This is a genomic window from Methylomonas sp. 11b (genome assembly GCF_000515215.1).
Taxonomy (GTDB): Bacteria; Pseudomonadota; Gammaproteobacteria; order Methylococcales; family Methylomonadaceae; genus Methylomonas.
Genome location: NZ_KI911557.1, coordinates 1,450,415 through 1,473,998, shown reverse-complemented (window position 1 = coordinate 1,473,998; position 23,584 = coordinate 1,450,415). Strand labels below are relative to the sequence as shown.

The following is a 23,584-nucleotide window of genomic DNA, read 5'->3' as shown; positions in this document are numbered from 1 at the left end:
ACATACGACTAAGCACAATGAAAAAAATGACCAGCGCCGAATTGCGGGCCGCCTTTTTGGAATTCTTTCGCCAACACGGCCATGCCGTGCAACCGTCTAGCACTTTGGTGCCTGGCAACGATCCCACGCTGTTGTTCACCAATGCCGGGATGGTGCAGTTTAAAGATGTATTTCTTGGGCGGGAGAAACTGGGTTTTACCCGCGCGGCTACCAGTCAGCGTTGCGTGCGGGCCGGCGGCAAGCATAACGATTTGGAAAATGTCGGCTACACCGCGCGCCATCACACCTTCTTCGAGATGCTCGGCAATTTCAGCTTTGGCGATTATTTCAAACGCGATGCGATTCATTTTGCCTGGGACTTCTTAACCAAAGAGCTGGGTATTCCTAAGGAAAAACTGTGGGTCACGGTGTTTGATGAAGATTCCGAAGCTGAAGCGATTTGGCTGGAAGATGTCAAACACGACCCCAAGCGCTTCTCACGGATTGGCGCTAAAGATAATTTCTGGTCGATGGGCGATGTGGGTCCGTGCGGTCCTTGCACCGAGATTTTCTACGATCACGGCGAACATGTAGCTGGTGGGCCTCCCGGTAGCCCCGACGAAGACGGCGACCGTTACATCGAAATCTGGAACTTGGTGTTCATGCAATACGATCGAGACAAGGACGGTCACTTGACGCCCTTGCCAGCGCCATCGGTCGATACCGGCATGGGCCTGGAGCGGATTTCGGCGGTGATGCAAGGTGTGCATAGCAACTATGAAATCGACCTGTTCCAAAACCTGTTAAAAGTTGCCGCCCAGCTAGCTAGCACCAACGATTTGGCGAATAGTTCGTTGCGGGTAATTGCCGACCATATTCGTTCCTGTGCGTTTTTGGTGGCCGATGGCGTATTGCCTTCTAACGAAGGCCGCGGCTATGTATTGCGCCGCATCGTGCGCCGGGCGATTCGCCACGGGTACCGCTTGGGTATTCAAGACACCTTCTTCTACAAGCTAGTTGCGCCGCTGGTCGCTGAAATGGGCACGGCTTATCCCGAGTTGGCTAAGGCGCAGGAACAAGTTGAACGTGTGCTAAAAAAAGAAGAAGAGCGCTTCGCGGAAACCCTGGAGCAGGGCATGAAAATTCTGGAAGCCTGTGCCGCTAAGTTGGACGGTCATGTCATCCCCGGCGACGTGGTGTTCTTGTTGTATGACACTTACGGCTTCCCGGTGGATTTGACCGCCGATTTTGCCCGCGAACACCAACTCAGTGTGGATCATGCCGGTTTCGAAGTTGAAATGGCCGCACAGCGCGATCGGGCGAGGGCTGGCGGTAGCTTCGCAGCCGATTACGATCAAGACATCAAACACGACAGCAGTACCGAATTTACCGGCTATTTCCATCTGGACGGCTCGGTGCAAATTCTGGGCTTGTTCAAGCAAGGCCAGCCGGTCGATGCTTTGGAAGCCGGTGACGAAGGCGTGGTGATTTTGGATCAAACTCCGTTCTATGCCGAGTCCGGCGGCCAAGTCGGCGACACCGGCCGCATCGAATGTGGTGACGCGGTTTTCGAAGTTCTAGATACCCAAAAACAGGGCGGCAAACTATTCCTGCATAAAGGTAAAGTGTTGCGCGGCACCCTCAGCGAAGGCCAAGCTTGTGAAGTCAGCGTCGATGCCGAGATTCGTAAAGCTACCGAACGCAACCATTCCGCCACGCATTTATTGCATGCCGCGTTGCGGGCGACCTTGGGTGAGCATGTGGCGCAAAAGGGGTCGCAAGTTAATTCCGAGCGCTTGCGTTTCGACTTCTCCCATTTCGAACCGATGACGCCGACGGAAATTGCTACCGTCGAACGTTTGGTAAATGAACAAATTCGTTTGAATAACCCGGTCGCTGCCGAAATCATGGCGAAAGACGATGCCGTGAAAGCCGGCGCGATGGCCTTGTTCGGCGAGAAATACGGCGACGAAGTAAGGGTGCTTAAAATCGGCGATTTCTCCACCGAGTTATGCGGCGGAACGCACGTTGATAGAGCCGGCGACATCGGCTTGTTCAAAATCGTCGGCGAAACCGGCGTCGCTGCCGGCGTCCGCCGTCTGGAAGCCGTCACCGGTCAAGGCGCATTGGAATGGATCGATCAACGTGAAAAAGCTCTACTCAGCATTGCCGGCTTACTGAAAGCCGCGCCGGATAAGGCTGCCGATAAAGTCCATCAACTGATGGAAAAAACCCGTGGCCTGGAAAAAGAGCTGGAAAAATTGAAGGCTAAATTAGCCAGCTCGGCGGGCGATGAAATGACCAGCCAAGCGGTGGATGTCAACGGCGTGAAAGTACTAGCTGTGAAGCTCGACGACGTCGATCCCAAGGCTTTACGCGATCTGGCTGACCAGTTAAAAAACAAATTAGGCAGTGCGGCTTTAGTATTAGCGGCGGTCAGCGGCGATAAAGTCAGTCTGATCGCCAGTGTGTCGAAAGATGCGATGGATAAAGTCAAAGCCGGGGAATTGGTGAATTTTGTCGCCACCCAAGTCGGCGGCAAAGGCGGTGGTCGGCCGGATATGGCGCAGGCTGGCGGGAATGATCCTGCCGGATTGCCGGCGGCGCTGGCGGCTGTGCCGGAGTGGGTGAGGGAGCGGCTGAGTTAATCGTTACGGTGGGGGTTATCGTCTACCGTAAAGCTTTTGTTGGGAGATGACAATGAAAACGGTTGAATATACTTGCTGGAAAGACGGCGATTTTTATTTGGGTTTTCTGAATGAATATCCTGATTATTTAACGCAAGGCGAATCCAAGCAAGAATTGCAGGAAAACTTGTTGGATTTGTTTAAGGACTTTGAAACGCAGGAGATTCCTTTTCTTCGTAAAGTGGAGACTTTGCAGGTCGCCTGATGAAAAGACGGGATTTGCTAAAAATTCTTGAAGAAATGGGTTGTCGTTTATCCAGGCATGGTGGCAATCACGATTGGTATACCAACGAAGAAACGCGGCAATCTCAGGCTGTGCCGAGACATAACGAAATTAACGATTATCTGGCGAAAACTATTATCAAGAAATTGAGTGGTAAATAGGCTGTTGGTTTAGTTGTGTCGCTATGGCGACGGTTTTTTGATGTCGGGTCTCGGCCCGACAGCCGAGATACTTTTCTTTGCTTGTCCAAAGAAAAGTATCCAAAAGAAAAGACACCCGGACGCCGCTTGTTTCCTGCGCTCCTCGCCTTTAACGGGGGTTGCCGAAGGGGCTTCCTGCCCCTTCGGCAACGCGATGCATCCATGCATCGCCCCTACGGGCTGATCCCGCCAAAAGCTCCGGTGCTCGGCGCGGCATACGGGATAAAACCCTCCCCAATGTAGGTTGGGTTAGCGATAGAGTAACCAAATATTTCGGAGCAGCAGTAGTTTGGTTATGGCTAATATCTAATCCAACCTATGAGACTAATTTTGAATATTTGTCGAACTGTCAGTGTCAACAAAAATAATTTGGAAGGGAAAATCTAGTGGCATCTTTATTTTTAAATCGATTGAGTACAGACGACAGGCAGGTATTAGAAATTAAACTGCATCGCATCCAAGGAGGGAATTGCTTTATATGTGAGCAGGCAATCGATTTGCAAGTACACAAAGGAGCGGTAGATATTGACCATGTTGTTCCTTTGAAACTTGGCGGTAAAGACGATGAAGATAATTTTGCTTTAGCTCACGCAAGTTGCAATAGAAGTAAACAAGCTTCTAACCTCAAAGTTGCGAGAGTGCTTCAACGTTTCGCGCGATTAAAAGAAATTTTGGAACCAGAAAATCGTAGCCCAAACCTTGGCGACATTCTCAAACAGGTTGGGGGTGGATGTCATGAGCTGGGTTTCAACCTAGCTGATGGGGTCTTTACCTACAGTCTGAGTGAATTAGGAAATAATACCCTCTTCAACGTGCCGGTGTATGAAGATGAGATGAGTGGTTTTCGGTATTTCTTCGCCAGAATCCCAATTGAATATCTTGCGCATGACAACCATATCAATCCACGGTCAATTGGTCCTAACATCTCAAAACTTATAGAAGAGTTTTATCAGAAGCGTCCACAATTACATGTGCCATTGGGTTGGATTCGGTCAGATGACAACAAATGTGCAATCCACATCTTTGATGGTCAACATAAGGCCGCTGCTCAAATCATGCTGGGTGCACGATACTTACCCGTTCGAGTATTCATCGACCCTGATCCAGACACGCTGATTACGACGAACACCAACGCGGGAACAACTCTCAAGCAAGTAGCATTTGATAAATCAGTACAAAGACATCTTGGTAGTTCGCTATATCACGACCGCATAGCCCGTTTTCAAAAGGAAACGGGGCGTAGTGAAGATGATCTTGGATTTTCGGAACGGGACCTGGTGAATCACTTCAAAGGACAGTCTAGGGAAATTAAACGCTATATCCTTGATGCGTTGCGTGATGGTGTAATTTCTGATCCAGATAATAAGCTACGAGACTACATCGATTTTGGCGGTCGAGGAAAAGAGCGTCCACTGTCATACAGTACCATCGAGAAGACCTTTTACTCGTTCTTCGTTTATCAGGAAGTATTGGAGACACCTATAAATTTTCATCTTGAAGAAGGTTCCAATCCACGACAACTGGAGCGAGAGCAAATTCTCAGATTGATGAATCTGGCGGCTGAGGAAATTTACGTTGATAAATTTGATCCAGAGATTGGTACAGATAAAATCGAAAACCGATTGCAAAATGGTGAATCATTTGCTCATGATCATTTGCGGGCTTTTCGCATGAGCAAGGAGGAGATCGTATATAACTGGCTGCAATATTCTGGTCAGATTGCTAGACAGTATTTCATTATGCAAGGTCGTCCCGATCCGCAAGGACGACTTTTTCAATATCCGTTTCCAGAGCAGGTTTGGGAAAATATGCGCAAGTTTCTACAGAACCTGGCTTCCCTTCCGCTTTGGGTGAATACTGATCTTTCCGCCACAGTATTTGGTGGAAAACAAAACAATAGTTTCTGGAAGACCGTTTTTGAGACTGGAAGAACGCCGCAAGGCATGGAAGTGCTAGCAAGGCCACTCAACTTAATTGAGATGATCAAATAAACGAACGTAAATTGCATTCATTTTAGATCTTGAATTTTGGGATGGTTTACATCCCGTATGCCGCGCCGAGCACCGGAGCTTTTGGCGGGATTAGCCCGAAGGGGCGATGCAGGGATGCATCGCGTTGCCGAAGGGGCAGGAAGCCCCTTTCGGCAACCCCCGCCAAAAGCGAGGAGCGCAGGGAATAAGCGGCGTCCGGGTGTCTTTTCTTTTGGATACTTTTCTTTGGACAAGCAAAGAAAAGTATCTCGCCTGTCGGTGCGAGAACCGACATTAAAATAACCTGTCGCGATAGCGACACTAAAATTAACGAACATTGAAAATCAAGTGATTACCAAACACGATCTGCTTGAGCTCGAAACCGATCTACGTCGGGACATTAAGCAATCTGAATTACAGCTTCAAGCCAAAATGTCGGAAAATAAAGCCGAAATGGTACGCTGGGTTGTCGGTGTCGGTATGCTGCAAATTATGCTGATTACGGCGTTATTGTTGCGCCTTCTGCCGGGATAGGCTAAATCATTTATATCGTTTGTCGGTGTATGCCGGCATTAAAAAATCAGTCGCGATAGCGACACATTATTCCCCTCACCCTAACCCTCTCCCTGAGGGAGAGGGAATTTAGGGGCGTTAGAAAGCCTAGAAGGTCAATAAAAACATGGCATTGTACGTCTATAAATTTGGCGGCACTTCCGTTGGTACGGTGGAACGTATCAAGGCGGTCGCCGAGAAAGTGAAAAAAGCCCGCGATGCGGGCGATCAAATTGTGGTAGTGGTGTCCGCGATGAGCGGGGAGACCAATCGCCTCGTGGCCTTGGCAAAAGAGTTGCAGCCGCAGCCGACCGACCGGGAGTTGGACGTGTTGTTGTCCACCGGCGAGCAAGTCACCATCGCTTTACTGTCGATGGCTTTGCATCAGTTGGGTTGCGAGGCGCGCTCTTATACCGGCGCGCAAGTGCGGATTCTCACCGATAGCGCGCATACCAAGGCGCGGATACGGGAGATCGACGAAGCTAATATGCGTGCTGATCTCGATGCCGGTCGGGTGGTGGTGGTGGCCGGATTCCAGGGCGTGGACGAGCACGGCAATATTACGACCTTGGGACGCGGCGGCTCGGATACCACGGGCGTGGCGTTGGCGGCGGCCTTGAAGGCTGACGAATGCCATATCTACACCGACGTGGACGGTGTGTATACCACCGATCCGCGCGTGGTGCCGAAAGCCCGCCGCCTGGATCACATCACTTTTGAGGAAATGCTGGAAATGGCCAGCTTGGGCTCGAAAGTCTTACAAATCCGTTCGGTCGAGTTCGCCGGCAAATACAATGTCAAATTGCGCGTGTTGTCTTCGTTTATGGAAGGCAACGGCACCCTTATTACCTACGAGGAATCAGAAATGGAAAGAGCGTTAATTTCAGGCATCGCGTTTAACCGGGACGAGGCCAAGCTGACCTTGACCGGCGTGCCTGATCTGCCGGGCGTGGCGTCGAAAATCCTGGGACCGATCGCCGCCGAGAATATCGAGGTGGACATGATCGTGCAGAACATTTCCGCACATGGCACGACCGATTTCACCTTTACGGTGAATCGCAACGACTTTGCCCGCGCGCAGAAAGTGTTGGAAGGTTTGCGCGCCGACTTGGGCGGTAACACGACCATCATTGGCGATAACAGTATCGTCAAAGTGTCGATTGTCGGCGTCGGTATGCGTTCGCACGCGGGCATCGCCAGCACCATGTTCAAAGTATTGGCCGACGAAGGTATCAATATCCAGATGATCTCGACATCCGAAATCAAGATTTCCGTGGTGGTTGACGAGAAGTACCTGGAGCTGGCGGTGCGCGCACTGCACAAAGCGTTTGGCCTTGATCAGGAGTAGTTCTGACACGCTGATTTTTGCTCGTTGCGAGCGCTAGACAATCAATAGTCCCCGGTTTTTGTATCGCATTCAGATACAAGGCTGGGGATTTTTTTTGAATGCTCTTTACAAAAACTATGTTAAATAACTTAAAAATAACGAGGCATTTCCCTTGTTTTTGCTGGTTTTTTAAAACGTTTTTACTTTTAGTCAATATAATCAAATGATTATATTTTGGCATCTTTTATGCTCTTTACCTCCGGTGGATTTTTAATTTTTTCTGCGTGAGGTATGTTAATGGCTCAAGAATTAATTGTTGTAAATCAAGAAGTCGTGGCACAGCAAATCAATACTGCCGGCTTGGTGCTGGGGGCAGGTTTGGCGGTGGCGTCAATGATATTGGTACCTGCCTTGGCGATGCGTCTTGGTTTGAGCGCAAGTTTGACTGGTGCCCTGAGAATTGCGTTGATGAAGGCATCTAGCCGAGCCGCACACGGCAAACGATGACCGCACAGATGTATCTACCTGTTACTGGCTTGGTAAGCGTTAGGGCTATCGATAATTTCCTATTTTTACAGGTCTTGGCGGTGCTTGTTTTGTTTTTGCGCCTGGTGTTTACCAGGTTTATTTAGGCGCTATAATCCTGCAATGTGCACAGGTAATAAGTGAGTTCGTGTAACAATGGATGATAATAAGAAAAGCTGCGATCTTTGCGGGTTAGCCGTTGAAGTGGAAGGGTTTAGATTAAAAACCCTGCAAGGCGACAAGCGCTTTTGCTGCGAGGGCTGCAAGGGGATCTACCAAATGTTGCACGAAGCACAGGTTTTACCTGAAGACGCCGACGATTCAAACCAGCCCCGGTCTTAACCAGCAACGAGGACGCATATGGCCCATGTTCACAATTCAAAGAAGAGCTCGAACGATTCATCCATGACTAAGCAGGTGGTGGCTGGTACACTAGCCACTGCAACTGTAAACACTGGAGGAAAATTGATGACTAAATTAGCGAAGCACCCTCTATTGGTGTTCGGTGCAGGCATGGTGGCGGGCTATTTTGTTTACAAATACAGAAAGGAAATTATTTCCAGCGCCACAAAAACGATTGATGCCGGCAAGGATTTTGTGTTGCATCAAAAAGAAAATCTCGAAGACATCGTTGCCGAAGCGAAAGAAGGCAATTAACCCCGTTCGATTCTTGGACATTTGGCTGTAACTTGAAACGGGTGGTCGCTGCTAAAGCAGGGCCGCCCGTTTTACTTTCCCCTGTTGACTATGGCTATCCAAAAAGAATTTGTACTACGTTACCGCCATGACGGTCATGTGCGTTTTCAGGTGCCCACGCAAGCTTGTCAACCGACGGTGGCAACATTGATAAGCACCAAGCTTGGTGCGATCAACGGCGTCCAATCCGTGAGCCTGTATCGCAGGCAGGGCAAATTATCAATCAGATACGATGAGGCTATCTGTGGCTTTACCAGTGTAGCGGCACAGCTGTTTCAAATTCTTGCCGAACTGGAGCAGCAAGAGTTTTTCGAAAGTAAACCGCTGGCTGAGAAGGCTAAAAAGTCTGTTCTCGGCATCAAAAAGCGATTGAAAGGTACCCGGATTGGCGGGTGGTTCAATGATAAATATCAAGCCGGCAAGGAAACGGTACAGGCGGCCAAAATTATCGGTAAGGTCAGTACCAAAGGCCCGAAAGCTCTGTTTAAAGATCCCGAAAAAGCCACGATAGATTTTTTGAACGATGTGCTGGTCTTGTATTTGATAAAAACTCACTGGACCCGCATCACGCAAGAGTGGTTGGTCAAACCCATCGTGCATCGTTACGAGTGGATGGCGGTGTTTTATATGTTTTTCTTATTAGTGCGTTCGCGCCGGCCCAAGTAGAGATTGTCAACGCCAATCCTATGATTTCCATAGGATTGGCTCGCTAGCCCATCAAATCCTCAGTCGCCCATGGAAACCGATACTCTAAATTACGTGCATTTTTCCGTTCGACATCAGCTAAAAAGTCGTATCCGGATCATTACGCCGGTGTTACTTAACGACCCTGAACGCAGCTATATCCTGGAAATACTGCTGAAAAAGCGCCCGGAAATTAAAAGTGTGCGCTCGGTATTTGAAATCGGTTCAGTGGTGATTGAATTCGATTCCAATCGTTTACCGGCAAAAAACTTGCTGATCATGTTGGACGCTGTGTTGGGTAATATCGCGTTAAAGCAGACTGAGTTTAAAAAAGACAAGAAAAAAGCATTCGACGGGCCCCTGCAAGAAGTTGATTTAGCCGTGCAAGGCATGAGTTGCGCGTCCTGCGCGCTATTGATCGAAATGGTGTTAAACCGCGACGAACGGGTTAAAAAAGCCGGCGTCAATTTTGCCACCGAAACCGTTACGGTGCAGGGCCAGATCAGCAAGGCAGAGGTGATCGATAAAATCGAAAAACTGGGTTATAGCGCCATGCCCATTGATACGCTCTCGCAGCGGAAAAAGCTTATCGAAAAGGAGTTGCAACGAATTGACGTAGCCCGGCGTCGATTTGTATGGGCAGGGCTGTTAACCACTCCGGTGGTGACGATTGCCATGACGATGGGCGGCCGCTCCTGGATGCATTGGTTGCAGTTTGCGCTGACCACGCAGGTGGTATTCGGCACCGGCAGCCAGTTTTTCAGCAAGGCCTATAGGCTGGCCAAACAGCGCGCGGCTAATATGGACAGCTTGATTGCGCTGGGCGTGGGCTCTGCTTACGGCTACAGCATTCCATCTCTGTTCCGGCGGCGCGGCCATGTGTATTTCGAAGCGGCGGCGGCGATTATCACTTTTGTACTGCTGGGTCGCTATCTGGAAGAGCGGGCCAGGGGCAAGGCCGGCGAAGCGATCCGTAAATTGGTCGATCTGCAACCGCAAACCGCGACATTGTTGCTGGATGACGGTAGCGAACGTATTGTCGATGTTGACGACATCAAGATCGAAGATGTGATGCTGGTCAGGCCCGGTGAAAAAATCCCAACCGACGGCGTGGTGATCGCGGGTCTTTCCACGGTCGATGAAGCGATGATCACCGGGGAGAGTATGCCGGTGGTGAAGAACATCGGCCATCAAGTGATCGGCGGTTGTGTCAACGGCAACGGCGTGTTGCAAATCAAGGCCACGGCGATAGGCATGGATACCGTGCTGGCGGGCATCGTGCATATGGTCGATCAAGCCCAGGCCGCCAAACTGCCGATTCAAAAACAGGTCGATAAAATTTCGGCGGTATTCGTGCCGGCGGTGATGGCTATTTCCGGCGCGACGCTGGTGGGTTGGCTGCTGGCCGGCGCGCCGTTCGCGTTTGCTTTCGGCAATGCCATCACGGTTTTGTTGATCGCTTGTCCCTGCGCGCTTGGACTGGCGACACCGGCGGCAATCATGGTCGGCACCGGCCAAGCCGCCAAGCAGGGCGTGTATATCCGCAACGGCGAAAGCCTGGAGATTGCCAGTAAACTGAATGCTATCGTCTTCGATAAGACCGGCACCATCACCGAGGGTAAGCCCAGGGTGAGCAAGGTCTACAAATTATCCCGTCTGGTAGAGAATAAACTAGTGATGTTGGCGGCATCCGCCGAGAACAATTCCGAACATTTTCTCGGCAAAGCCGTGGTGGCATTCGCCCGCGACGCGGGTGTCGAGTTGCAGGATTGCGCTTATTTTTACAGCGAAACCGGCCACGGCATTCGTGCCGAGGTGGACGGTTACAAATTGCTGCTGGGAAATCGGGGGTGGCTGGAGAATCAGCAAGTTGATGTAAGCCGCTTAGTGGAGCAGGCCGACAATTTTGCCGATCAAGGGCAAACCCCGGTGTACATGGCGATCAACGGCAAGGAGGCTGCGGTTTTTGCAATCGCCGACAATCCGCGTCCGGAAGCTGCGGCAGCTATAGCGCGTCTGCATGAACTGGGCATCAAAACCATGATGGTGACCGGCGACACCGAAAGGACCGCTCATTATATTGCGGAAAAAGTCGGGATAGCCGATGTGGTCGCCAACGCCAAGCCTGAGCAAAAGCTGCAAATCATTCGCCAGTTGCAGGATGAAGGACACAATGTCGGCATGATCGGCGACGGCATCAATGATGCGCCGGCGCTGGCCGCTGCCAATGTTGGTTTTGCAGTAGGTAGCGGTACCGATATTGCCATCGAATCCGCCGATCTGACCCTGGTGCAAGGCGATATCGGTAAGGTCACCGATACCATCGAACTTAGCGCGTTTACCATCCGCGTCATCAAGCAAAATCTATTCTGGGCGTTCGGTTACAACACTATAGCGATTCCGGTGGCGGCGCTGGGCAAGCTCAATCCGATGATCGCCTCCGCGGCGATGGCTTTGAGTTCTGTGTCGGTCATCGTCAACTCACTTCGATTGAACAAATAAATGGAACACAATATGGAAGGTATGGATCATGCCATGCACGGCATGACCGAAATGGCTGCGGCCACGGGATTCGATTACTCCCTGGCGTTCGTTGCCGGATTCTTGGGCAGCGGGCACTGCTTGGGGATGTGTGGGGCGCTAGTATCCGGTTATTTCATGCGGGCCGGGAAAAGCCGCAGTTATCTACCTTATATAGCTTATCAAGCCGCGCGAATTTCCGTGTATACCTTGATCGGCGTATTAGCTGCTTCTTTGGGCGTGGTGCTGGTATCCAGCGGCTTGTTCGGCAAGATCCAGAGTATCCTACAAATGTTGATGGGCGCGGTCGTCATTGTGTTGGCACTGGGTGTATTGGGCTGGATACCCTGGCAAGGCTCGATACGCTTGATTCCCATGCAAGTGTTACGCAAAGGTTATGCTGCGGCTAATCAAAAAGGACCATTGCTAGGTTCAGTTATCGCTGGCCTGTTGAATGGTTTGATGCCATGTATGTTGACGTTTGCTATGGCTGTGAAAGCCACCACTGCTGCTACGTTGCTTGAGGGTGGGGCGTTGATGTTGGCATTTGGCGCAGGGACTTTACCGATGATGCTGTTTATCAGCGTCGCCTTCGGCAAAATGAGTGTGAAACTACGCGGTTTAATGTTGAAAGCTGCGGCATTCATCATGTTGTTGATGGGGGCCAATACCATTAACAACGGTTTGAGTTTTTACCAAGATCAAAACTTCAACCACAGTCATTTCCTGGTGTTTGTGCAAGATAAACTGGATGAGCTAATTGTTTTTCTGCATGAAACGCTCAATTACATTGGCAGTATGCTGAGCAGTATTCAAGGGGTGTGACTGCAATTCGACGAGCCAACTAAACTTAATGCTGGAAAAGTTCGAAATTACAGGTATAATGCGCAAATCATTTGCTGGTGTAGCTCAGTTGGTAGAGCAGCTGATTTGTAATCAGCCGGTCGCGGGTTCGAGTCCCATCGCCAGCTCCATATATATCAAAGGCTTAGGTTGAAAAACCTAGGCCTTTTTTATTGCCTTCCGGCTTGCTGTGCCAAATTTGTGTCAGGGACTGCTTGAAGCTGACACAGACTTTCGGCATAACTTGCCAGATGATTTTGCCCCAGGTGCGCATAGCGCCGTACCATTTCCACCGATTCCCAAGCCCCCAGTTCCTGAAGCACATGCAGCGGCGTACCGTTTTGCACATGCCAGGACGCCCAGGTATGCCGCAGATCATGCCAGCGAAAATCCTCGATCCCGACCCGCTTTAACGCATGCCGCCAAGCTTTGGTATTCACATCGATCACCGGCTTACCCTGATAGGTGAAAACCCGCGCTTGATGTTTGCCTAGTTGCCGCCTAAGCACTAAAACCGCCTCAGCATTCAACGGCACCGAAATCGCTTTCCGTGCCTTCGCTTGATCAGCATGAATCCAGGCGACCCGCCTTTCCAGATCGACTTGCGACCATTCCAAGTGGGTGACGTTGGCTTGCCTCAACCCTGTCGCCAGGGAGAAGCGCACCATTTCCGCCAGATGTTCCGGCAAATCCTCGATCAAAGCCGCCGCTTCCTCGCGAGTGATCCAGCGAATGCGCCGTTTCGGTTCCGGCAGCAGCTTGATTCGAGGTATCTTGTCGATCCATTCCCAATCCAAGGATGCTCGCCTGAGAATCGCCCGAATCACTGCCAACATTCGATTGACGGTGGCATTGCTGACACCTTCGCTTTTACGCCGGGCAATCAGTTGATCAATGCGATCACGGGTAATATTGTTCAGGCTTAACGCCCCCAGATAAGGATCGAGCCAGCGCAAATGATGAATATCATCGTGCTGGGAAGCCTTGTGGCTGGTTTCATCCAACCACCGCATGACGGCATCTTGCCAACTGCGTTCAGGCTTTTCCCCCAGCTTTTGCACGTCCCAATATTTCGCCTTTAGCCGGTCGTGGTACTCCTGGGCTTGCTTGCGGTCGTCAGTCCCAGTCGATTCGCGTATGCGCTCGCCGTTGGGTGTTGTGAACCGCGTCCACCAGATATTGCCGCGTTTAAAGAGTGACATAGTTTTACCTCCCTTGGTAAACCACTCTGCGGCGCTTGCCCAGCACCAAGATATAACGAGCGCAAATAATCGGCAAGATCATCTTGCAGAAACACCCAACATTTGCCCGGCTTGGCACCCTTAACCAAACCGGCTTTGGCCTTCTGGCGCAAAACAGCAGGCGACATATGCAAAAACTCGGCAGCCTGTTCCAGATCAAGTGTGACATGGCGATTAGTCTCCATCTTTGACCTTCTTATAATTTCGGGCTTGCTCGCGTTTGCGTTCCTCATCCTCGCGGCGCGTATCGCTGGATTCATTCTTGAGGGTGTTATATTTTCGGGCTTTGGCCTTTACCTTGTCGGAGACATAACCGATAAAGGTTTTGCCGGTGGTGCGTTCCCGGTTACTGTGAAAGCGATTCGCATGGGCAAGGAATTCACCAAAGCCTTCACCCAAGTCGGTCATGCCATGAGCCGCCATAAACGAGGTCAAGCCGCCCAGACCATTGACGAACAGTGATTCATCGGAGGGGAGTCGTTCCTTGCGCAATCTCGACAGCGGCAAAGAAACGCCATCAGCCCAGGGAACCGCAACCAGGGAATCCCATAAGGGGTGATTCGGCCAACGGCTTTGGTTTTCGTCGTCAGGGTTGGGGATAGTCAGTCGTAGCCAAGAGACGGTCGCATAAGCCCATAACCCCTGCAGAGACGCCAGCAACTGATCGACGGAGGAAACCCCCAGTTCTTTCAAGGCATCGCGCTTAAATTCGAATTCCAATCGCCAAACGCTTTGGCCTTCTTGCCAGCCCATCGCCGACCATAACGGCTTCAGACAATCCTTTTTGCTTTTTTCCAGTTCCAGCGTTTTGTTATAGAGCCGACAGCCCATCACACCGCCCAGGCCGATACTCCAGCCGGTAAACTGGCGTTTTTCGTAATGAATCCAGATTTTGGCCGCGCGAGTAATCCAGCTAGCTTGCGCCCAGGAATCCATCGCAACAGTTGAAAGAAAATCGGCAAACAAATCGGCGCGACTGATTTGGGCTTCGCCTTTAACTTGGCCGAGAGTGTTGATGATATAGCGCAGCCGTTCTTCGGCTTCGGTGACTGATAAGGCCGTCAGCATTTCACTGGAAACCTGCACATAAGCCAAGGGCAGTGAGCTAGTGTTTCCGGTGGAGAGCTGGATATGGAAACAGTTATCGACTAACACATAGGCAAAGCGACCTTTGCCCTTATCCCGCACTTCGAACAGATGCTCACCGATCCTAACTTGTGCGTTCGAGCGTTCGCCTTCTTCGGTGGATTGCGCTGCCCGTTTTAATCCTTCTAGGCGCTGATCCCAGCCGGAAGCCAACTCACCCCGGTAGGACAGATACAAACTATCAACGCCACAGCGTAATAATTGAAAACCAGGTTTGTCCTGTGTAGTTGTGTCTGTAATGTAATTTGCAGGTGCTGTGTTACTAGGCGGCGCACCTGTCCCCAGGCTTTCCCGATCTTCAGTGTTGCCGCCGCATCGCGCGGTTTGCGGCTGGCCGCCGCAAATCCGCGTCTCGCTGGCGGCTGCGCTTCCTTGCTTCAGGTTATCGGGAGTTGCGAATCTTGGTTGATCATCTTTATTTCTCATTTATAGCCCCTTGGTTAACGCAAGACAGCCAATCCGTCTTGCTATGGGGCAGATAAATTATGCGCGAATGATTAAGAAGGGAAAGACGTCAAAAATATTTTGAGTTCCTCTGGAGCTTCCGATAGTCGCTAAGCCTTTTTCGTAGATGCCCGACGTCCTCGACGCCAAAGTCTTTTCCATAGACGCCAACCTCCTCACAAATATTTAACAATTCATCGTGGGAAAGCGTGGTCAAAAAACCATCATCTTCCAAAATGGCAAATGTTAGGAGTAATGTCTTGTATTTGATTTTTGCTTGAAGAATGGGCGCCTTGATTCGATAACTGAGTTTATCCAGAAAATCCTGATCACCGGAAAACTGAGCGCGTAACAAACGCCCTTGGAAATAATCTAGTCTTAGCACTGACCTATCAATCTGTACTGCGCAACGGTACGCAGTGTCATCACCGTTCTTTGCGTCGGCGACTAATTGGCACATGCTTCTACCATGAACCATTAGGGCCAGATAGTTAAAGGTGACGGACAAAAGGCCCAGTACTAATTTGCAAAAGGGCTTCAGTAGCTCCGCTTGCTCATCCTTGGAGGCAGAATTTACCTGATCCCAAAATTCTTTCCCTTCTGCATCAGTGGGTTCCGGCATATCATCAACCGCCTCTAAATAATCACCAAATACATGGTAAATGGTATCTTTTGGATTATTCTCAAAGAGCTCCTTAGCTTCTTGATTATCAAGAAGCATTGTCGCCCCAAGTGCCTTTAACTTCTGTTCGTCCTCATAAAGCTGCCACCAGTTGAATTTCCACTGAATTAACAAATCAATGACTTTTTCGGGTAACTTTATCCATCCTCCATTTTTATCCATGTTAGAGAGCTCTACATGGACATCAGGCATCAGTAAGCTAAGCAAACGAATGATTGTTGATTTTTTTACCTGTTCCATTCTGAAAAAATATTGTTATCGTTCGTGTATGATATGTTAATCACGATAATAATTTATGCGGATTGAGCGTCGGGGTTTAAAACTTACTTTTTTCAAGAAGTATAAAATTTTTATGGCTTATTTAAAATATAAACTCAATATTTATAACTATGAATTATTCTTAACATATTCAACAATCTTGTCATGATGGTGCATTAAACATGTTTGAGTCAATAACAGACTTTAAATCATTAGACGAATTGATAGAGAGTATTCAAAGTCAGATTATACAGCACTGGGGTTGGGCTGGAGTTGCTGTCATCACACTATGCTATTTATGGTGGAACTGGAAAGAAATAAAAGAAAAACCATTCATCGAATCGTTTATAACTTATTTAAAATTTAGAAACAAAAAGCCACCGCTTCCTGTCAAGGGTTATTTTAATATAGCTATTACTAGGCTTAATAACGATCATGACGATGATATCCGCACTAATTTAATCATCGAGCTACAAAGGTTTGCCAATGAATTTAATGAGCTCGGAACTAAAAGGAATAGATATGTAAATATTGTTCCGGTATCTTACAGTGTCGATTTATACAGTGAGGCTGATGGTGCAAGCGTGGAATGCGCTCACAAAATGGCGTGTAAGTTTCTAAAAAAATATGGCTACGATGTTCTTATTTGGGGAGCAGTCCGAGAAAAACGGGCTGCGTCACCCACGTTATTTTGGACAACCTTGGCTCATCAGGATGCATACCAAAATTATCATTTATCAAACAAAGATGAAAAGCTCCCTGAGCTAGCCGCTAGAGATCTTATAATAGTTTTGCGCGCTTTGATTGTAGCACGGAGCCAAACATTTCAAGAACTAGAAGGTCATTACGTTGCCGATATACTTCATCCATTTATTGAAGCACTTCGACGACTAATTCAAACGAGCAAGAAACGAGGGTGGAGTAATAAAGCCCTCGAAGATACTAAGTATGTGTTGGCTGATATGCTTCAAACGCTCGGGGAGCAGACTGGTCGCAATGAACCGTTGGATGAATCAATCAGACTATATAAGGCAATTTTAAAATCCGCCACAAGTAGTCTAGATAAATTATATTCTGCTCGAATTGGAAATAAACTTGGTGTAGCGCATTGGACTTTGGGAAAGCGGGAGTCTGGATCATCCAACTTAGAGGAAGCTGCCAGTTGTTTTCGTTCAGCTCTCGAAAAAATTAACCGTAAAAATACTCCTGCATTGTGGGCCGGTGTCCATAACAATCTCGGTTTAGCACTTTATAGATTGGGAGAGAGGGAAACTGGAAGTGCTCGTCTCGAAGAAGCTGTGTTTGAATATCGTGAGGCACTGAAGGAGTGGACTAGAGACAGAATGCCGTTAGATTGGGCTCATGCCCAAAACAATCTAGGTAACGCTTTGAAGATGCTAGGTGATCGGGATTTAAATCAAGATCAATTAAATGCGGCAATCGTAGCATTTCGAGAAGCCTTAAAGGAATGGAGAAGGGAAAACAAGCCCCTTTACTGGGCAACTCTTCAGAACAACTTAGGTACTGCCTTGAAATCCTTAGGGGAAAGTAAATGCAGTATTGATCTTTTGGAGGAAGCGCTCCAAGCATATCGCGAAGCATTGAAGGAAAGGACTCGCGAAAAAGTCCCTCTGGACTGGGCTGCAACACAGACGAATCTTGGTCTTGTACTGACTAGAATTGGTGAATTGGAGTCTAATGGAAAGCGTTTGGAAGAAGCAGTAATTGCTCAACACAATGCGCTTCTAGAATTTACATATGACCATGGTCCTGTTTACTGGGCGACCTCTCAGAACAATTTAGGCTCAGCTTTGCTAGCTCTTGGTAAGCAAAATGCTAGTGTCATAGTATTCGAAGAAGCCATGAATGCATACCTAGAGGCTTTGAAAGTACGTAATCGAAAGAGCTTTCCTTTGCATTGGGCGCAAACCAAGGGCAATTTAGCGCTTGCACTCCAAAGATTAGGAGAAATCAGGTCTGATACGGGTAGGCTCGAAGAGGCAGCTAAGACCTACCGCGAGGCCCTGTCAGAAAAACGTTTAGATATGCCAACTGTATTTTTGGCTACAACCTATAGAAACCTCGGGGATACGTTGCGAACACTAGGAAATATGAACTGCGGAACTAATTGTTTAGAAGAAGCAATCGAAGCATACAGTATGGCCCTTGAGGTTTGTGTTCAAGTGTTCTGCCCAGAAAATTGGAAATTAGAGTTAAATGAGAAAATAAAAACCACACAAGCCGAAATTTCAAATAGAACGGGAGTGTCCCAAATTTTGTGTAAACGGTAGTTTGGTTTAATGGCTAGGGAAGCGATCTTCGAACTGAATACTAAACCGATTCAAAGCGGCTTTCCAATCGTAGACGGGCATGGTCCAATTTTGGCTGATATTGCGCAACGCCAAATAGAGCAGTTTGGACAAGGCGTCATCACTGGGGAAGACCGCGCGGTTTTTCATGATTTTTCTCAGACTTCGATTCACCGATTCGATGGTATTGGTGGTGTAGATCACCTTGCGAATCTCGGGCGGATAGTCAAAAAAAGGGATGATGTGCCCCCAGTTTCGTCGCCAGATGGGGGCGATCGTGGGATAGGTCTCCAGCCAGTTGGCCTCGAATTCGGTCAGCTTTTGCTCGGCTTCCCTCGCCGTTGCGGCTCGATAAATCTGCTTGAGGTCGTCGGCAACCGACTGGCGCCTTTTGTAGCTGACATAGTTGAGGCTATGACGGACCAAGTGGACAATACACAGTTGAACGGCCGCTTTGGGAAACACGGTTTCGATAGCCTCCGGAAATCCCTTCAGACCATCGACACAGGCGATAAAGATGTCGTTGACGCCACGGTTCTTGAGCTCGGTGACCACTTGCAACCAAAATTTGGCGCCTTCGCTTTGGGCAATCCACAGCCCCAGCACTTCTTTGTGGCCGTCCAGATTGACACCGATGGCCAGATAGACGGCCTTGACCCGCACGCTGCCACTATCGCGCACTTTGGTATGCAGACAGTCGAGGTACACAATCGGGTAAATCGGATCCAGCGGGCGGCTTTGCCAGACGCCCACCTCTTCGAGTACCGCGTCGGTCACCGAGGAAATCAAGGTGGGGGATACCTCGGTGCCGTAAAGCTCGAATAAATGGGCTTGGATTTCCCGTACCGTCAGTCCTCGGGCATATAACGAAATGATCTTATCGTCGAAACCGGTCCAGCGCCGTTGATGCTTAGGAATGATCTGCGGTTCGAATTCGCCATGACGGTCGCGGGGAATCTCGATAGGCAAGTCGCCGAAGTCACCTTTCAGCGTTTTCCGGCTTTTGCCGTTTCGGGCATTGCTGCTGGCGTTGGTCACCGCCTCATGCTTACCGTGGCCCAAGTGCGCGGTCATTTCCGCTTCCAGGGCCCGTTCGACTATCGCTTTGGTCAACTGCTTCAGCAGACCATTGGCACCGATCAGGTCCTCGGGTTTTTGATAGTGCGACATCAAGGCGTCGAGTAGGTCATCCGGTATGGCTTTTGATGATACGGTCATGGTTTCCTCCTTGTCAGGATCGGTAGTTTCCTACCTCAGGGCCGTTTACACAAAAATTCTTACACCCTCAATAGAACAAGAGGTATAAACATTGGAGTTCAGTAACCAAGCTTTATTCCCCATGTGAAAGTGTTACTAAACTCTGGGCGAGCAGGATCCAAAGAATTATGGATTCTTATTAGATGGAAACGAAAAACGGGACTAGATTAGCTAGTTCTGTAGCTGTGTCAGATTTGTGTCACTTGTATGTATATTGATTTGCAAGTGTTTGATAATTCAACTATGGAATAACAATGGCAAGCGCTTTAGATGGTTGATTTTTAAAGATTTACAAATTTCGCCTTTGGTTTGTAATCAGCCGGTCGCGGGTTCGAGTCCCATCGCCAGCTCCATATTTAATTAAGGGAATCAATGACATATAACATCATTGATTCCCTTTTTTATTGCCCCTAATTTTCCGTTGCGTGAATTTTGCGTGACTTGGTTATGCAGACTTTTTCCGCCGCAGCGATCAAGTTGGCTAGTTCTGCCGACGAATAGTGATCGGTGATACGGCTGGATTTATGACCCAACAAATCCTGCCGGTCTTCAAACGATACATTCGCCGCCCTTAAACGTCGCCCGAAGGTGTGCTTCAGGTCGTGAATTCTGACCTGTTGCAAACCCACGCGTTGTCGTTGCGTTTTCACTGTGCGGCGGTCATACAAGGCCGTGGTTTGCAAGTGCTCATGGCCGGCCAATTGCCGAGTAGTGTTAAAGTCCACACCTTGTTCCAACAACTTGCTGATAAACGTGCGACGTAAATCGTGCGGTGAACAGGGCTTGAGCTTCGCCTGCCGGCAACGCCGCCTGAGCAGTGCATACACTTGATGGGCGTTGATCGGTTCGGTCGGTAAACAACCCTGACGGCTTCGGTTTCGCTGGACATGATCTTGATCAGAACAGCGCTGGGTTTTCGCCAATTGGCAAAACAACGGCCCCGGCATTCCTCCGCGTCCATGCAACCAGCGCTTTAATGCCTGTTTGGCCTGGGTCGGCAACAGCAATTCACGCGGCTTCTGCCCTTTTAGTCAACGTGGCCGTTACGTGATTTATTCTGCGCTGGTCCATTGGCGACTGTGGGTCTAATCGTTATTTAAAATGGGTTGCCACTGATTCTAGCAGACACAAAAAAAGCCCCTACAGTAATTAGCTGTAGAGGCTATTGAGTGTTGCGGCTAGGAGGAGCCGCGAAGTACAACGAGGGAGGTTACAAAAATTAAATACGAGCAGGCATCGCCAAGTTCAGATTACTAGCTAACGATGCGGCACCAAACAACAGCGTGGAGAGGATAAACTGACCTGACATAAAGCTCAGTACACCGGTTGCAAAAAACAATCCGGTCATTACATCTTTGTGTAAGCTTTTTGAAGTATTCATCTGGTTCACCTTGTCTGTGTTTGGTCGCTTTGTAAGTACGACTTAACTATATACCTATTCAATTAATAAACAATAAGGTATTTATTGTTTTATTTGTTTATTTTATGGAAACAATACAGATGGGCTTTTGCAAGAAGCACAGCAGTATTACAATAATTAGCTGTCTATACTGAATGACTTACGCCGTTACTGCCCTAGTTCACTAACGAACTACCATGACCAAATCCGAACTGATTGCCGCCATTTCCGATAAACAACCCCATCTGCTGCAAACAGATGTCGAGCTAGCGATTAACAATATTCTGGATGTATTGACGACCACTTTAGCCAATGGCGAAAGGATTGAAATTCGTGGCTTCGGTGGATTTTCAATGGTTCGACGTGACCCACGCACCGGGCGTAATCCCAAAACCGGTGAGAGGGTCAGCGTCCCGCAACGAGCAGCACTGCATTTCAAGCCAGGACTCGATCTGCGCCAGAAAGTGGATGCCTCGCGACTTACTTCGACAATGCGCTAAACGTTACTAGCTGATGGACTTTGCGGCAATCGCATAACACCGGAGTTATTTATGGTCGTTAGAGAAGTTTTATTTACAACGCTATTACTGTTTGTAACAACGGGCCTTGCAGCCATAGGCGATGGTGACAGATTTGATTTTCTTCCGGTCCCAGGCGAATTCTGCAATTCAGCGAGTGACCAAAAGCAGCGAGACCTATTTAAACACTACCCCGATGATGAAGGCATCATCAACCTTTACGCGCATTATTTAGGCTTATGCCAATTGGTACAGGACGGCAGCATTACCGAACAGGCTGCAAGCGTTTTATGGTTAGAGCAACGTAACAGCCTGATTGAAAAGCGCAAGAAATAAGCGGTTACAAATCGTTAGCGTCGGTTAGGCGAAACCCGATAGTAGACACCTACAGGCTAAACGATTTATCTCGCCTGGCAGAGCAACTACGGCCAATTCCTGACACAGGACAGTCCTTTGTCAACGACTGCAAACTGGCTCATGACCGCCAACGATTTGAATTGGGTCAAAAATTCAGCGGGCTTTTAGCTTCTTTAATCGTCACACTGAGCGCCGTTTGGGTGTTGAACGTCTGACTCAGGGATGCGGGAACAGTCAACATGACACCCTCCAATTTCACCTATTGCTTCAGTTTGGATGATATACGGAGGGGAAAAATCCTTGTAGTTCACAAATTTATTGTTGCGACCCAAGTTTAGTGGTAGATATACTGTTGACAGCTTAATAACTAGTTCAGCCACATGTCGCTGAAGTACGTCCGATTCCAGGATCGTCCTCAATCGGCGGAGGTCCCTAATGTCCTGAGCAACAGAGGAGGATATAAGTGCCAAGAATTTACCTGTACTTCCCATTTACGAACTGGGAAGAAGATAGTGTCCTGAAGAACGATGTCAAGGGATTCAAGAAAGTCGGCCTCGAATTCGAACTGGCAGAACGTTCCACCGAGAAATGTCTCGCGCCCGTCAATGACGATGACCTCCTGATCATCTCTGGACACGGCGGCGTGGGGAGTGCCAACATCTCCATGGTCGGCGCTACCGGCCGCGTCCGCCTGCCGGCAAGCAGTTTGGCTGATCTGCTCGCGACTGATGGCCTACCAAAGACGCATCAGAGTATCTTGCTAATCACGTGCTATGGGGGCGGGATGTCGAGCATCACGTCCGCGGAAGGTAACGCAGATCTGTCAGGTTCCGAGCAGTCCAGCGTCCCATCCAAGGCCGCCTCAACCCGAGTCGCCGCGAAGAACCTCGAGTTGATAAGCAACAAGGCAGGCGAGTGCCTTGCATCGATCCTCGCCAAGGGCCTTGGTATGAAGGGTTACTACAGCATCTTGGTCGGCGGATGGCCAGGTGCCTTCGCGACTGCATCATCGGCGACTTCGGGGACGGCCTCCGTTTTCAAGGCAGGTCCCGACAAAACGCCGGTATTGGCACAACTCGATCACATTCAGTGGTACGATGCCCGCGGCAATCTCCAGTGAGGGGATCGCCGCGGGCAGGGTCGGCGAGTAGGCCGAACCATCCGCTGCAGCAAACCTGGCCCGCCACTTCGGTTCTGCGGACGTGTAAGCCGCGTAGGGTACGCACCGCGTACCATTTTCAACGCTTTCCGATGAGTCAAGCCTTCGAAAGGTACCCGGTGCGTATCCTACATGGCTGTTTTTGTTTGGGCCATTAAATCGGCTCCTAAACCGTGATTCAAAATGTTTTTTTAGCGGCAGGTTGGCCTTCCTTGGGCGTTATCCTCGGCCTAACAAAACGGTCAAAGGGACGCGCCGCTCTGATGCGGTTTTGAAGGTTGGCTTTTTAATCAGGTTCTGCGGCTTCGCTCGGCTTCTTGGAGCGGCGCGCCCCTTACCTTTACGTTGAATGACTGCTAATTCAAGCCCTCCTGACATTGAGCATAAGGGTTCGAATGTCAACTATGGGTCGGCATCTGCCTTCTGTCGAATCAATGACAGCGCTAATCCAGTGGTTGTGCACTGTACCAAAATTGTACCAGCGCATGTTGTTCGAGTCCTGCAACTTAAGTATGAATGGGGTAGGTTTGGTATAAGCGAAGCCGGCAAGTTATTGATATACAAGGTTATCGCCTTTATTGTCAGGCTTTGTAATCAGCCGGTCGCGG

22 protein-coding genes, 1 tRNA gene and 1 pseudogene are annotated in these 23,584 nt (G+C 49.2%); 17 read left to right on the top strand and 7 right to left on the bottom strand.

Annotated features, from left to right (window positions below; all coding sequences use genetic code 11):
• The first annotated feature begins 17 nt into the window (after nucleotides 1–17).
• The 13 genes from alaS (at nucleotide 18) to METH11B_RS0106745 (ending at nucleotide 12,337) form a co-directional block, all read left to right on the top strand.
• Complete coding sequence (gene alaS, locus METH11B_RS0106810) at nucleotides 18–2,627, top strand: alanine--tRNA ligase (protein ID WP_026601381.1); 2,610 nt, start codon at nucleotides 18–20, stop codon at nucleotides 2,625–2,627.
• A gap of 52 nt (nucleotides 2,628–2,679) precedes the next feature.
• Entirely contained in the window at nucleotides 2,680–2,871 is a 192-nt protein-coding gene (locus METH11B_RS0106805; RefSeq protein WP_026601380.1) for a hypothetical protein, read from the top strand.
• A complete protein-coding gene (locus METH11B_RS0106800) occupies nucleotides 2,871–3,050 on the top strand; it encodes a type II toxin-antitoxin system HicA family toxin (RefSeq protein WP_026601379.1) in 180 nt (59 codons plus the stop codon). The genes METH11B_RS0106805 and METH11B_RS0106800 overlap by 1 nt, the downstream gene beginning before the upstream one ends.
• A gap of 425 nt (nucleotides 3,051–3,475) precedes the next feature.
• Nucleotides 3,476–5,080, top strand: a complete 1,605-nt coding sequence (locus tag METH11B_RS0106790) for an HNH endonuclease (protein ID WP_036275675.1) — start codon at nucleotides 3,476–3,478, stop codon at nucleotides 5,078–5,080.
• A 327-nt stretch (nucleotides 5,081–5,407) separates the two neighbouring features.
• Complete coding sequence (locus METH11B_RS0106785) at nucleotides 5,408–5,593, top strand: hypothetical protein (protein ID WP_026601376.1); 186 nt, start codon at nucleotides 5,408–5,410, stop codon at nucleotides 5,591–5,593.
• Between the two features lie 145 nt (nucleotides 5,594–5,738).
• Complete coding sequence (locus tag METH11B_RS0106780; protein ID WP_026601375.1) at nucleotides 5,739–6,959, top strand: aspartate kinase; 1,221 nt, start codon at nucleotides 5,739–5,741, stop codon at nucleotides 6,957–6,959.
• Nucleotides 6,960–7,235: 276 nt separating this feature from the next.
• A complete protein-coding gene (locus METH11B_RS0106775; RefSeq protein WP_026601374.1) occupies nucleotides 7,236–7,445 on the top strand; it encodes a hypothetical protein in 210 nt (69 codons plus the stop codon).
• Nucleotides 7,446–7,619: 174 nt separating this feature from the next.
• On the top strand, nucleotides 7,620–7,805 hold the full coding sequence (locus tag METH11B_RS26335; RefSeq protein WP_036275673.1) for a heavy metal translocating P-type ATPase metal-binding domain-containing protein: 186 nt from the start codon (nucleotides 7,620–7,622) through the stop codon (nucleotides 7,803–7,805).
• 63 nt (nucleotides 7,806–7,868) lie between these two features.
• Nucleotides 7,869–8,120: a hypothetical protein gene (locus tag METH11B_RS26330; RefSeq protein WP_225587427.1), complete on the top strand. Its 252-nt coding sequence runs from the start codon at nucleotides 7,869–7,871 to the stop codon at nucleotides 8,118–8,120.
• 90 nt (nucleotides 8,121–8,210) lie between these two features.
• Nucleotides 8,211–8,825, top strand: coding sequence for a hypothetical protein (locus METH11B_RS0106760; protein WP_026601373.1), 615 nt, complete (start codon nucleotides 8,211–8,213; stop codon nucleotides 8,823–8,825).
• 69 nt (nucleotides 8,826–8,894) lie between these two features.
• Nucleotides 8,895–11,345 carry a heavy metal translocating P-type ATPase gene (locus METH11B_RS0106755; RefSeq protein ID WP_026601372.1) on the top strand — a complete coding sequence of 817 codons (2,451 nt, stop codon included), beginning with the start codon at nucleotides 8,895–8,897 and terminating at the stop codon, nucleotides 11,343–11,345.
• Nucleotides 11,346–12,188, top strand: coding sequence for a sulfite exporter TauE/SafE family protein (locus tag METH11B_RS0106750; RefSeq protein ID WP_026601371.1), 843 nt, complete (start codon nucleotides 11,346–11,348; stop codon nucleotides 12,186–12,188). It begins immediately after the preceding gene.
• Between the two features lie 73 nt (nucleotides 12,189–12,261).
• Nucleotides 12,262–12,337 (top strand) — tRNA-Thr (locus METH11B_RS0106745).
• 39 nt (nucleotides 12,338–12,376) lie between these two features.
• Here METH11B_RS0106745 and METH11B_RS0106740 read toward each other — a convergent pair.
• From METH11B_RS0106740 to METH11B_RS0106730, 4 genes are all read right to left on the bottom strand, one after another.
• Nucleotides 12,377–13,384: a tyrosine-type recombinase/integrase gene (locus tag METH11B_RS0106740; protein ID WP_442919029.1), complete on the bottom strand. Its 1,008-nt coding sequence runs from the start codon at nucleotides 13,382–13,384 to the stop codon at nucleotides 12,377–12,379.
• Complete coding sequence (locus METH11B_RS30130; RefSeq protein ID WP_442919023.1) at nucleotides 13,285–13,632, bottom strand: helix-turn-helix domain-containing protein; 348 nt, start codon at nucleotides 13,630–13,632, stop codon at nucleotides 13,285–13,287. The genes METH11B_RS0106740 and METH11B_RS30130 overlap by 100 nt, the downstream gene beginning before the upstream one ends.
• Complete coding sequence (locus METH11B_RS0106735) at nucleotides 13,622–15,019, bottom strand: hypothetical protein (RefSeq protein WP_026601369.1); 1,398 nt, start codon at nucleotides 15,017–15,019, stop codon at nucleotides 13,622–13,624. Before METH11B_RS0106735 ends, METH11B_RS30130 begins: the two co-directional genes overlap by 11 nt.
• Nucleotides 15,020–15,107: 88 nt before the next feature.
• Entirely contained in the window at nucleotides 15,108–15,959 is an 852-nt protein-coding gene (locus METH11B_RS0106730) for a hypothetical protein (protein WP_026601368.1), read from the bottom strand.
• A 200-nt stretch (nucleotides 15,960–16,159) separates the two neighbouring features.
• Between METH11B_RS0106730 and METH11B_RS27680 the strand changes: the two genes are divergently transcribed.
• Nucleotides 16,160–18,268: a tetratricopeptide repeat protein gene (locus METH11B_RS27680; protein ID WP_026601367.1), complete on the top strand. Its 2,109-nt coding sequence runs from the start codon at nucleotides 16,160–16,162 to the stop codon at nucleotides 18,266–18,268.
• Nucleotides 18,269–18,274: 6 nt separating this feature from the next.
• On the opposite strand, the gene METH11B_RS0106720 is transcribed toward METH11B_RS27680, so the two are convergent.
• From METH11B_RS0106720 to METH11B_RS29395, 3 genes and pseudogenes are all read right to left on the bottom strand, one after another.
• Nucleotides 18,275–19,504, bottom strand: a complete 1,230-nt coding sequence (locus tag METH11B_RS0106720) for an IS256 family transposase (RefSeq protein WP_026600850.1) — start codon at nucleotides 19,502–19,504, stop codon at nucleotides 18,275–18,277.
• 449 nt (nucleotides 19,505–19,953) lie between these two features.
• A pseudogene (locus METH11B_RS30125) lies at nucleotides 19,954–20,562 on the bottom strand (tyrosine-type recombinase/integrase); the annotation flags it as partial.
• A 200-nt stretch (nucleotides 20,563–20,762) separates the two neighbouring features.
• Nucleotides 20,763–20,924 (bottom strand): hypothetical protein, encoded by a 162-nt coding sequence (locus METH11B_RS29395; protein WP_197026933.1) that lies wholly within the window; start codon nucleotides 20,922–20,924, stop codon nucleotides 20,763–20,765.
• A gap of 215 nt (nucleotides 20,925–21,139) precedes the next feature.
• Between METH11B_RS29395 and METH11B_RS0106710 the strand changes: the two genes are divergently transcribed.
• The 3 genes from METH11B_RS0106710 (at nucleotide 21,140) to METH11B_RS0106700 (ending at nucleotide 22,937) form a co-directional block, all read left to right on the top strand.
• Nucleotides 21,140–21,442 carry an integration host factor subunit beta gene (locus METH11B_RS0106710; protein WP_026601365.1) on the top strand — a complete coding sequence of 101 codons (303 nt, stop codon included), beginning with the start codon at nucleotides 21,140–21,142 and terminating at the stop codon, nucleotides 21,440–21,442.
• A 51-nt stretch (nucleotides 21,443–21,493) separates the two neighbouring features.
• On the top strand, nucleotides 21,494–21,796 hold the full coding sequence (locus METH11B_RS0106705; protein WP_026601364.1) for a hypothetical protein: 303 nt from the start codon (nucleotides 21,494–21,496) through the stop codon (nucleotides 21,794–21,796).
• 484 nt (nucleotides 21,797–22,280) lie between these two features.
• Entirely contained in the window at nucleotides 22,281–22,937 is a 657-nt protein-coding gene (locus METH11B_RS0106700; protein ID WP_026601363.1) for a hypothetical protein, read from the top strand.
• The last annotated feature ends 647 nt before the right edge of the window (nucleotides 22,938–23,584 follow it).

What these genes read in the sequence shown, in the direction of transcription:
- METH11B_RS0106780 (WP_026601375.1), top strand. Translation starts at nt 5,739, where the DNA reads ATGGCATTGTACGTCTATAAATTTGGCGGCACTTCCGTTGGTACGGTG.
- METH11B_RS0106710 (WP_026601365.1), top strand. Translation starts at nt 21,140, where the DNA reads ATGACCAAATCCGAACTGATTGCCGCCATTTCCGATAAACAACCCCAT.
- METH11B_RS0106755 (WP_026601372.1), top strand. Translation starts at nt 8,895, where the DNA reads ATGGAAACCGATACTCTAAATTACGTGCATTTTTCCGTTCGACATCAG.
- alaS (WP_026601381.1), top strand. Translation starts at nt 18, where the DNA reads ATGAAAAAAATGACCAGCGCCGAATTGCGGGCCGCCTTTTTGGAATTC.
- METH11B_RS0106775 (WP_026601374.1), top strand. Translation starts at nt 7,236, where the DNA reads ATGGCTCAAGAATTAATTGTTGTAAATCAAGAAGTCGTGGCACAGCAA.
- METH11B_RS0106720 (WP_026600850.1), bottom strand. Translation starts at nt 19,504, where the DNA reads ATGACCGTATCATCAAAAGCCATACCGGATGACCTACTCGACGCCTTG.
- METH11B_RS26330 (WP_225587427.1), top strand. Translation starts at nt 7,869, where the DNA reads ATGACTAAGCAGGTGGTGGCTGGTACACTAGCCACTGCAACTGTAAAC.
- METH11B_RS27680 (WP_026601367.1), top strand. Translation starts at nt 16,160, where the DNA reads ATGTTTGAGTCAATAACAGACTTTAAATCATTAGACGAATTGATAGAG.
- METH11B_RS26335 (WP_036275673.1), top strand. Translation starts at nt 7,620, where the DNA reads ATGGATGATAATAAGAAAAGCTGCGATCTTTGCGGGTTAGCCGTTGAA.
- METH11B_RS30130 (WP_442919023.1), bottom strand. Translation starts at nt 13,632, where the DNA reads ATGGAGACTAATCGCCATGTCACACTTGATCTGGAACAGGCTGCCGAG.
- METH11B_RS0106750 (WP_026601371.1), top strand. Translation starts at nt 11,346, where the DNA reads ATGGAACACAATATGGAAGGTATGGATCATGCCATGCACGGCATGACC.
- METH11B_RS0106730 (WP_026601368.1), bottom strand. Translation starts at nt 15,959, where the DNA reads ATGGAACAGGTAAAAAAATCAACAATCATTCGTTTGCTTAGCTTACTG.
- METH11B_RS29395 (WP_197026933.1), bottom strand. Translation starts at nt 20,924, where the DNA reads ATGAATACTTCAAAAAGCTTACACAAAGATGTAATGACCGGATTGTTT.
- METH11B_RS0106705 (WP_026601364.1), top strand. Translation starts at nt 21,494, where the DNA reads ATGGTCGTTAGAGAAGTTTTATTTACAACGCTATTACTGTTTGTAACA.
- METH11B_RS0106760 (WP_026601373.1), top strand. Translation starts at nt 8,211, where the DNA reads ATGGCTATCCAAAAAGAATTTGTACTACGTTACCGCCATGACGGTCAT.
- METH11B_RS0106805 (WP_026601380.1), top strand. Translation starts at nt 2,680, where the DNA reads ATGAAAACGGTTGAATATACTTGCTGGAAAGACGGCGATTTTTATTTG.
- METH11B_RS0106735 (WP_026601369.1), bottom strand. Translation starts at nt 15,019, where the DNA reads ATGAGAAATAAAGATGATCAACCAAGATTCGCAACTCCCGATAACCTG.
- METH11B_RS0106800 (WP_026601379.1), top strand. Translation starts at nt 2,871, where the DNA reads ATGAAAAGACGGGATTTGCTAAAAATTCTTGAAGAAATGGGTTGTCGT.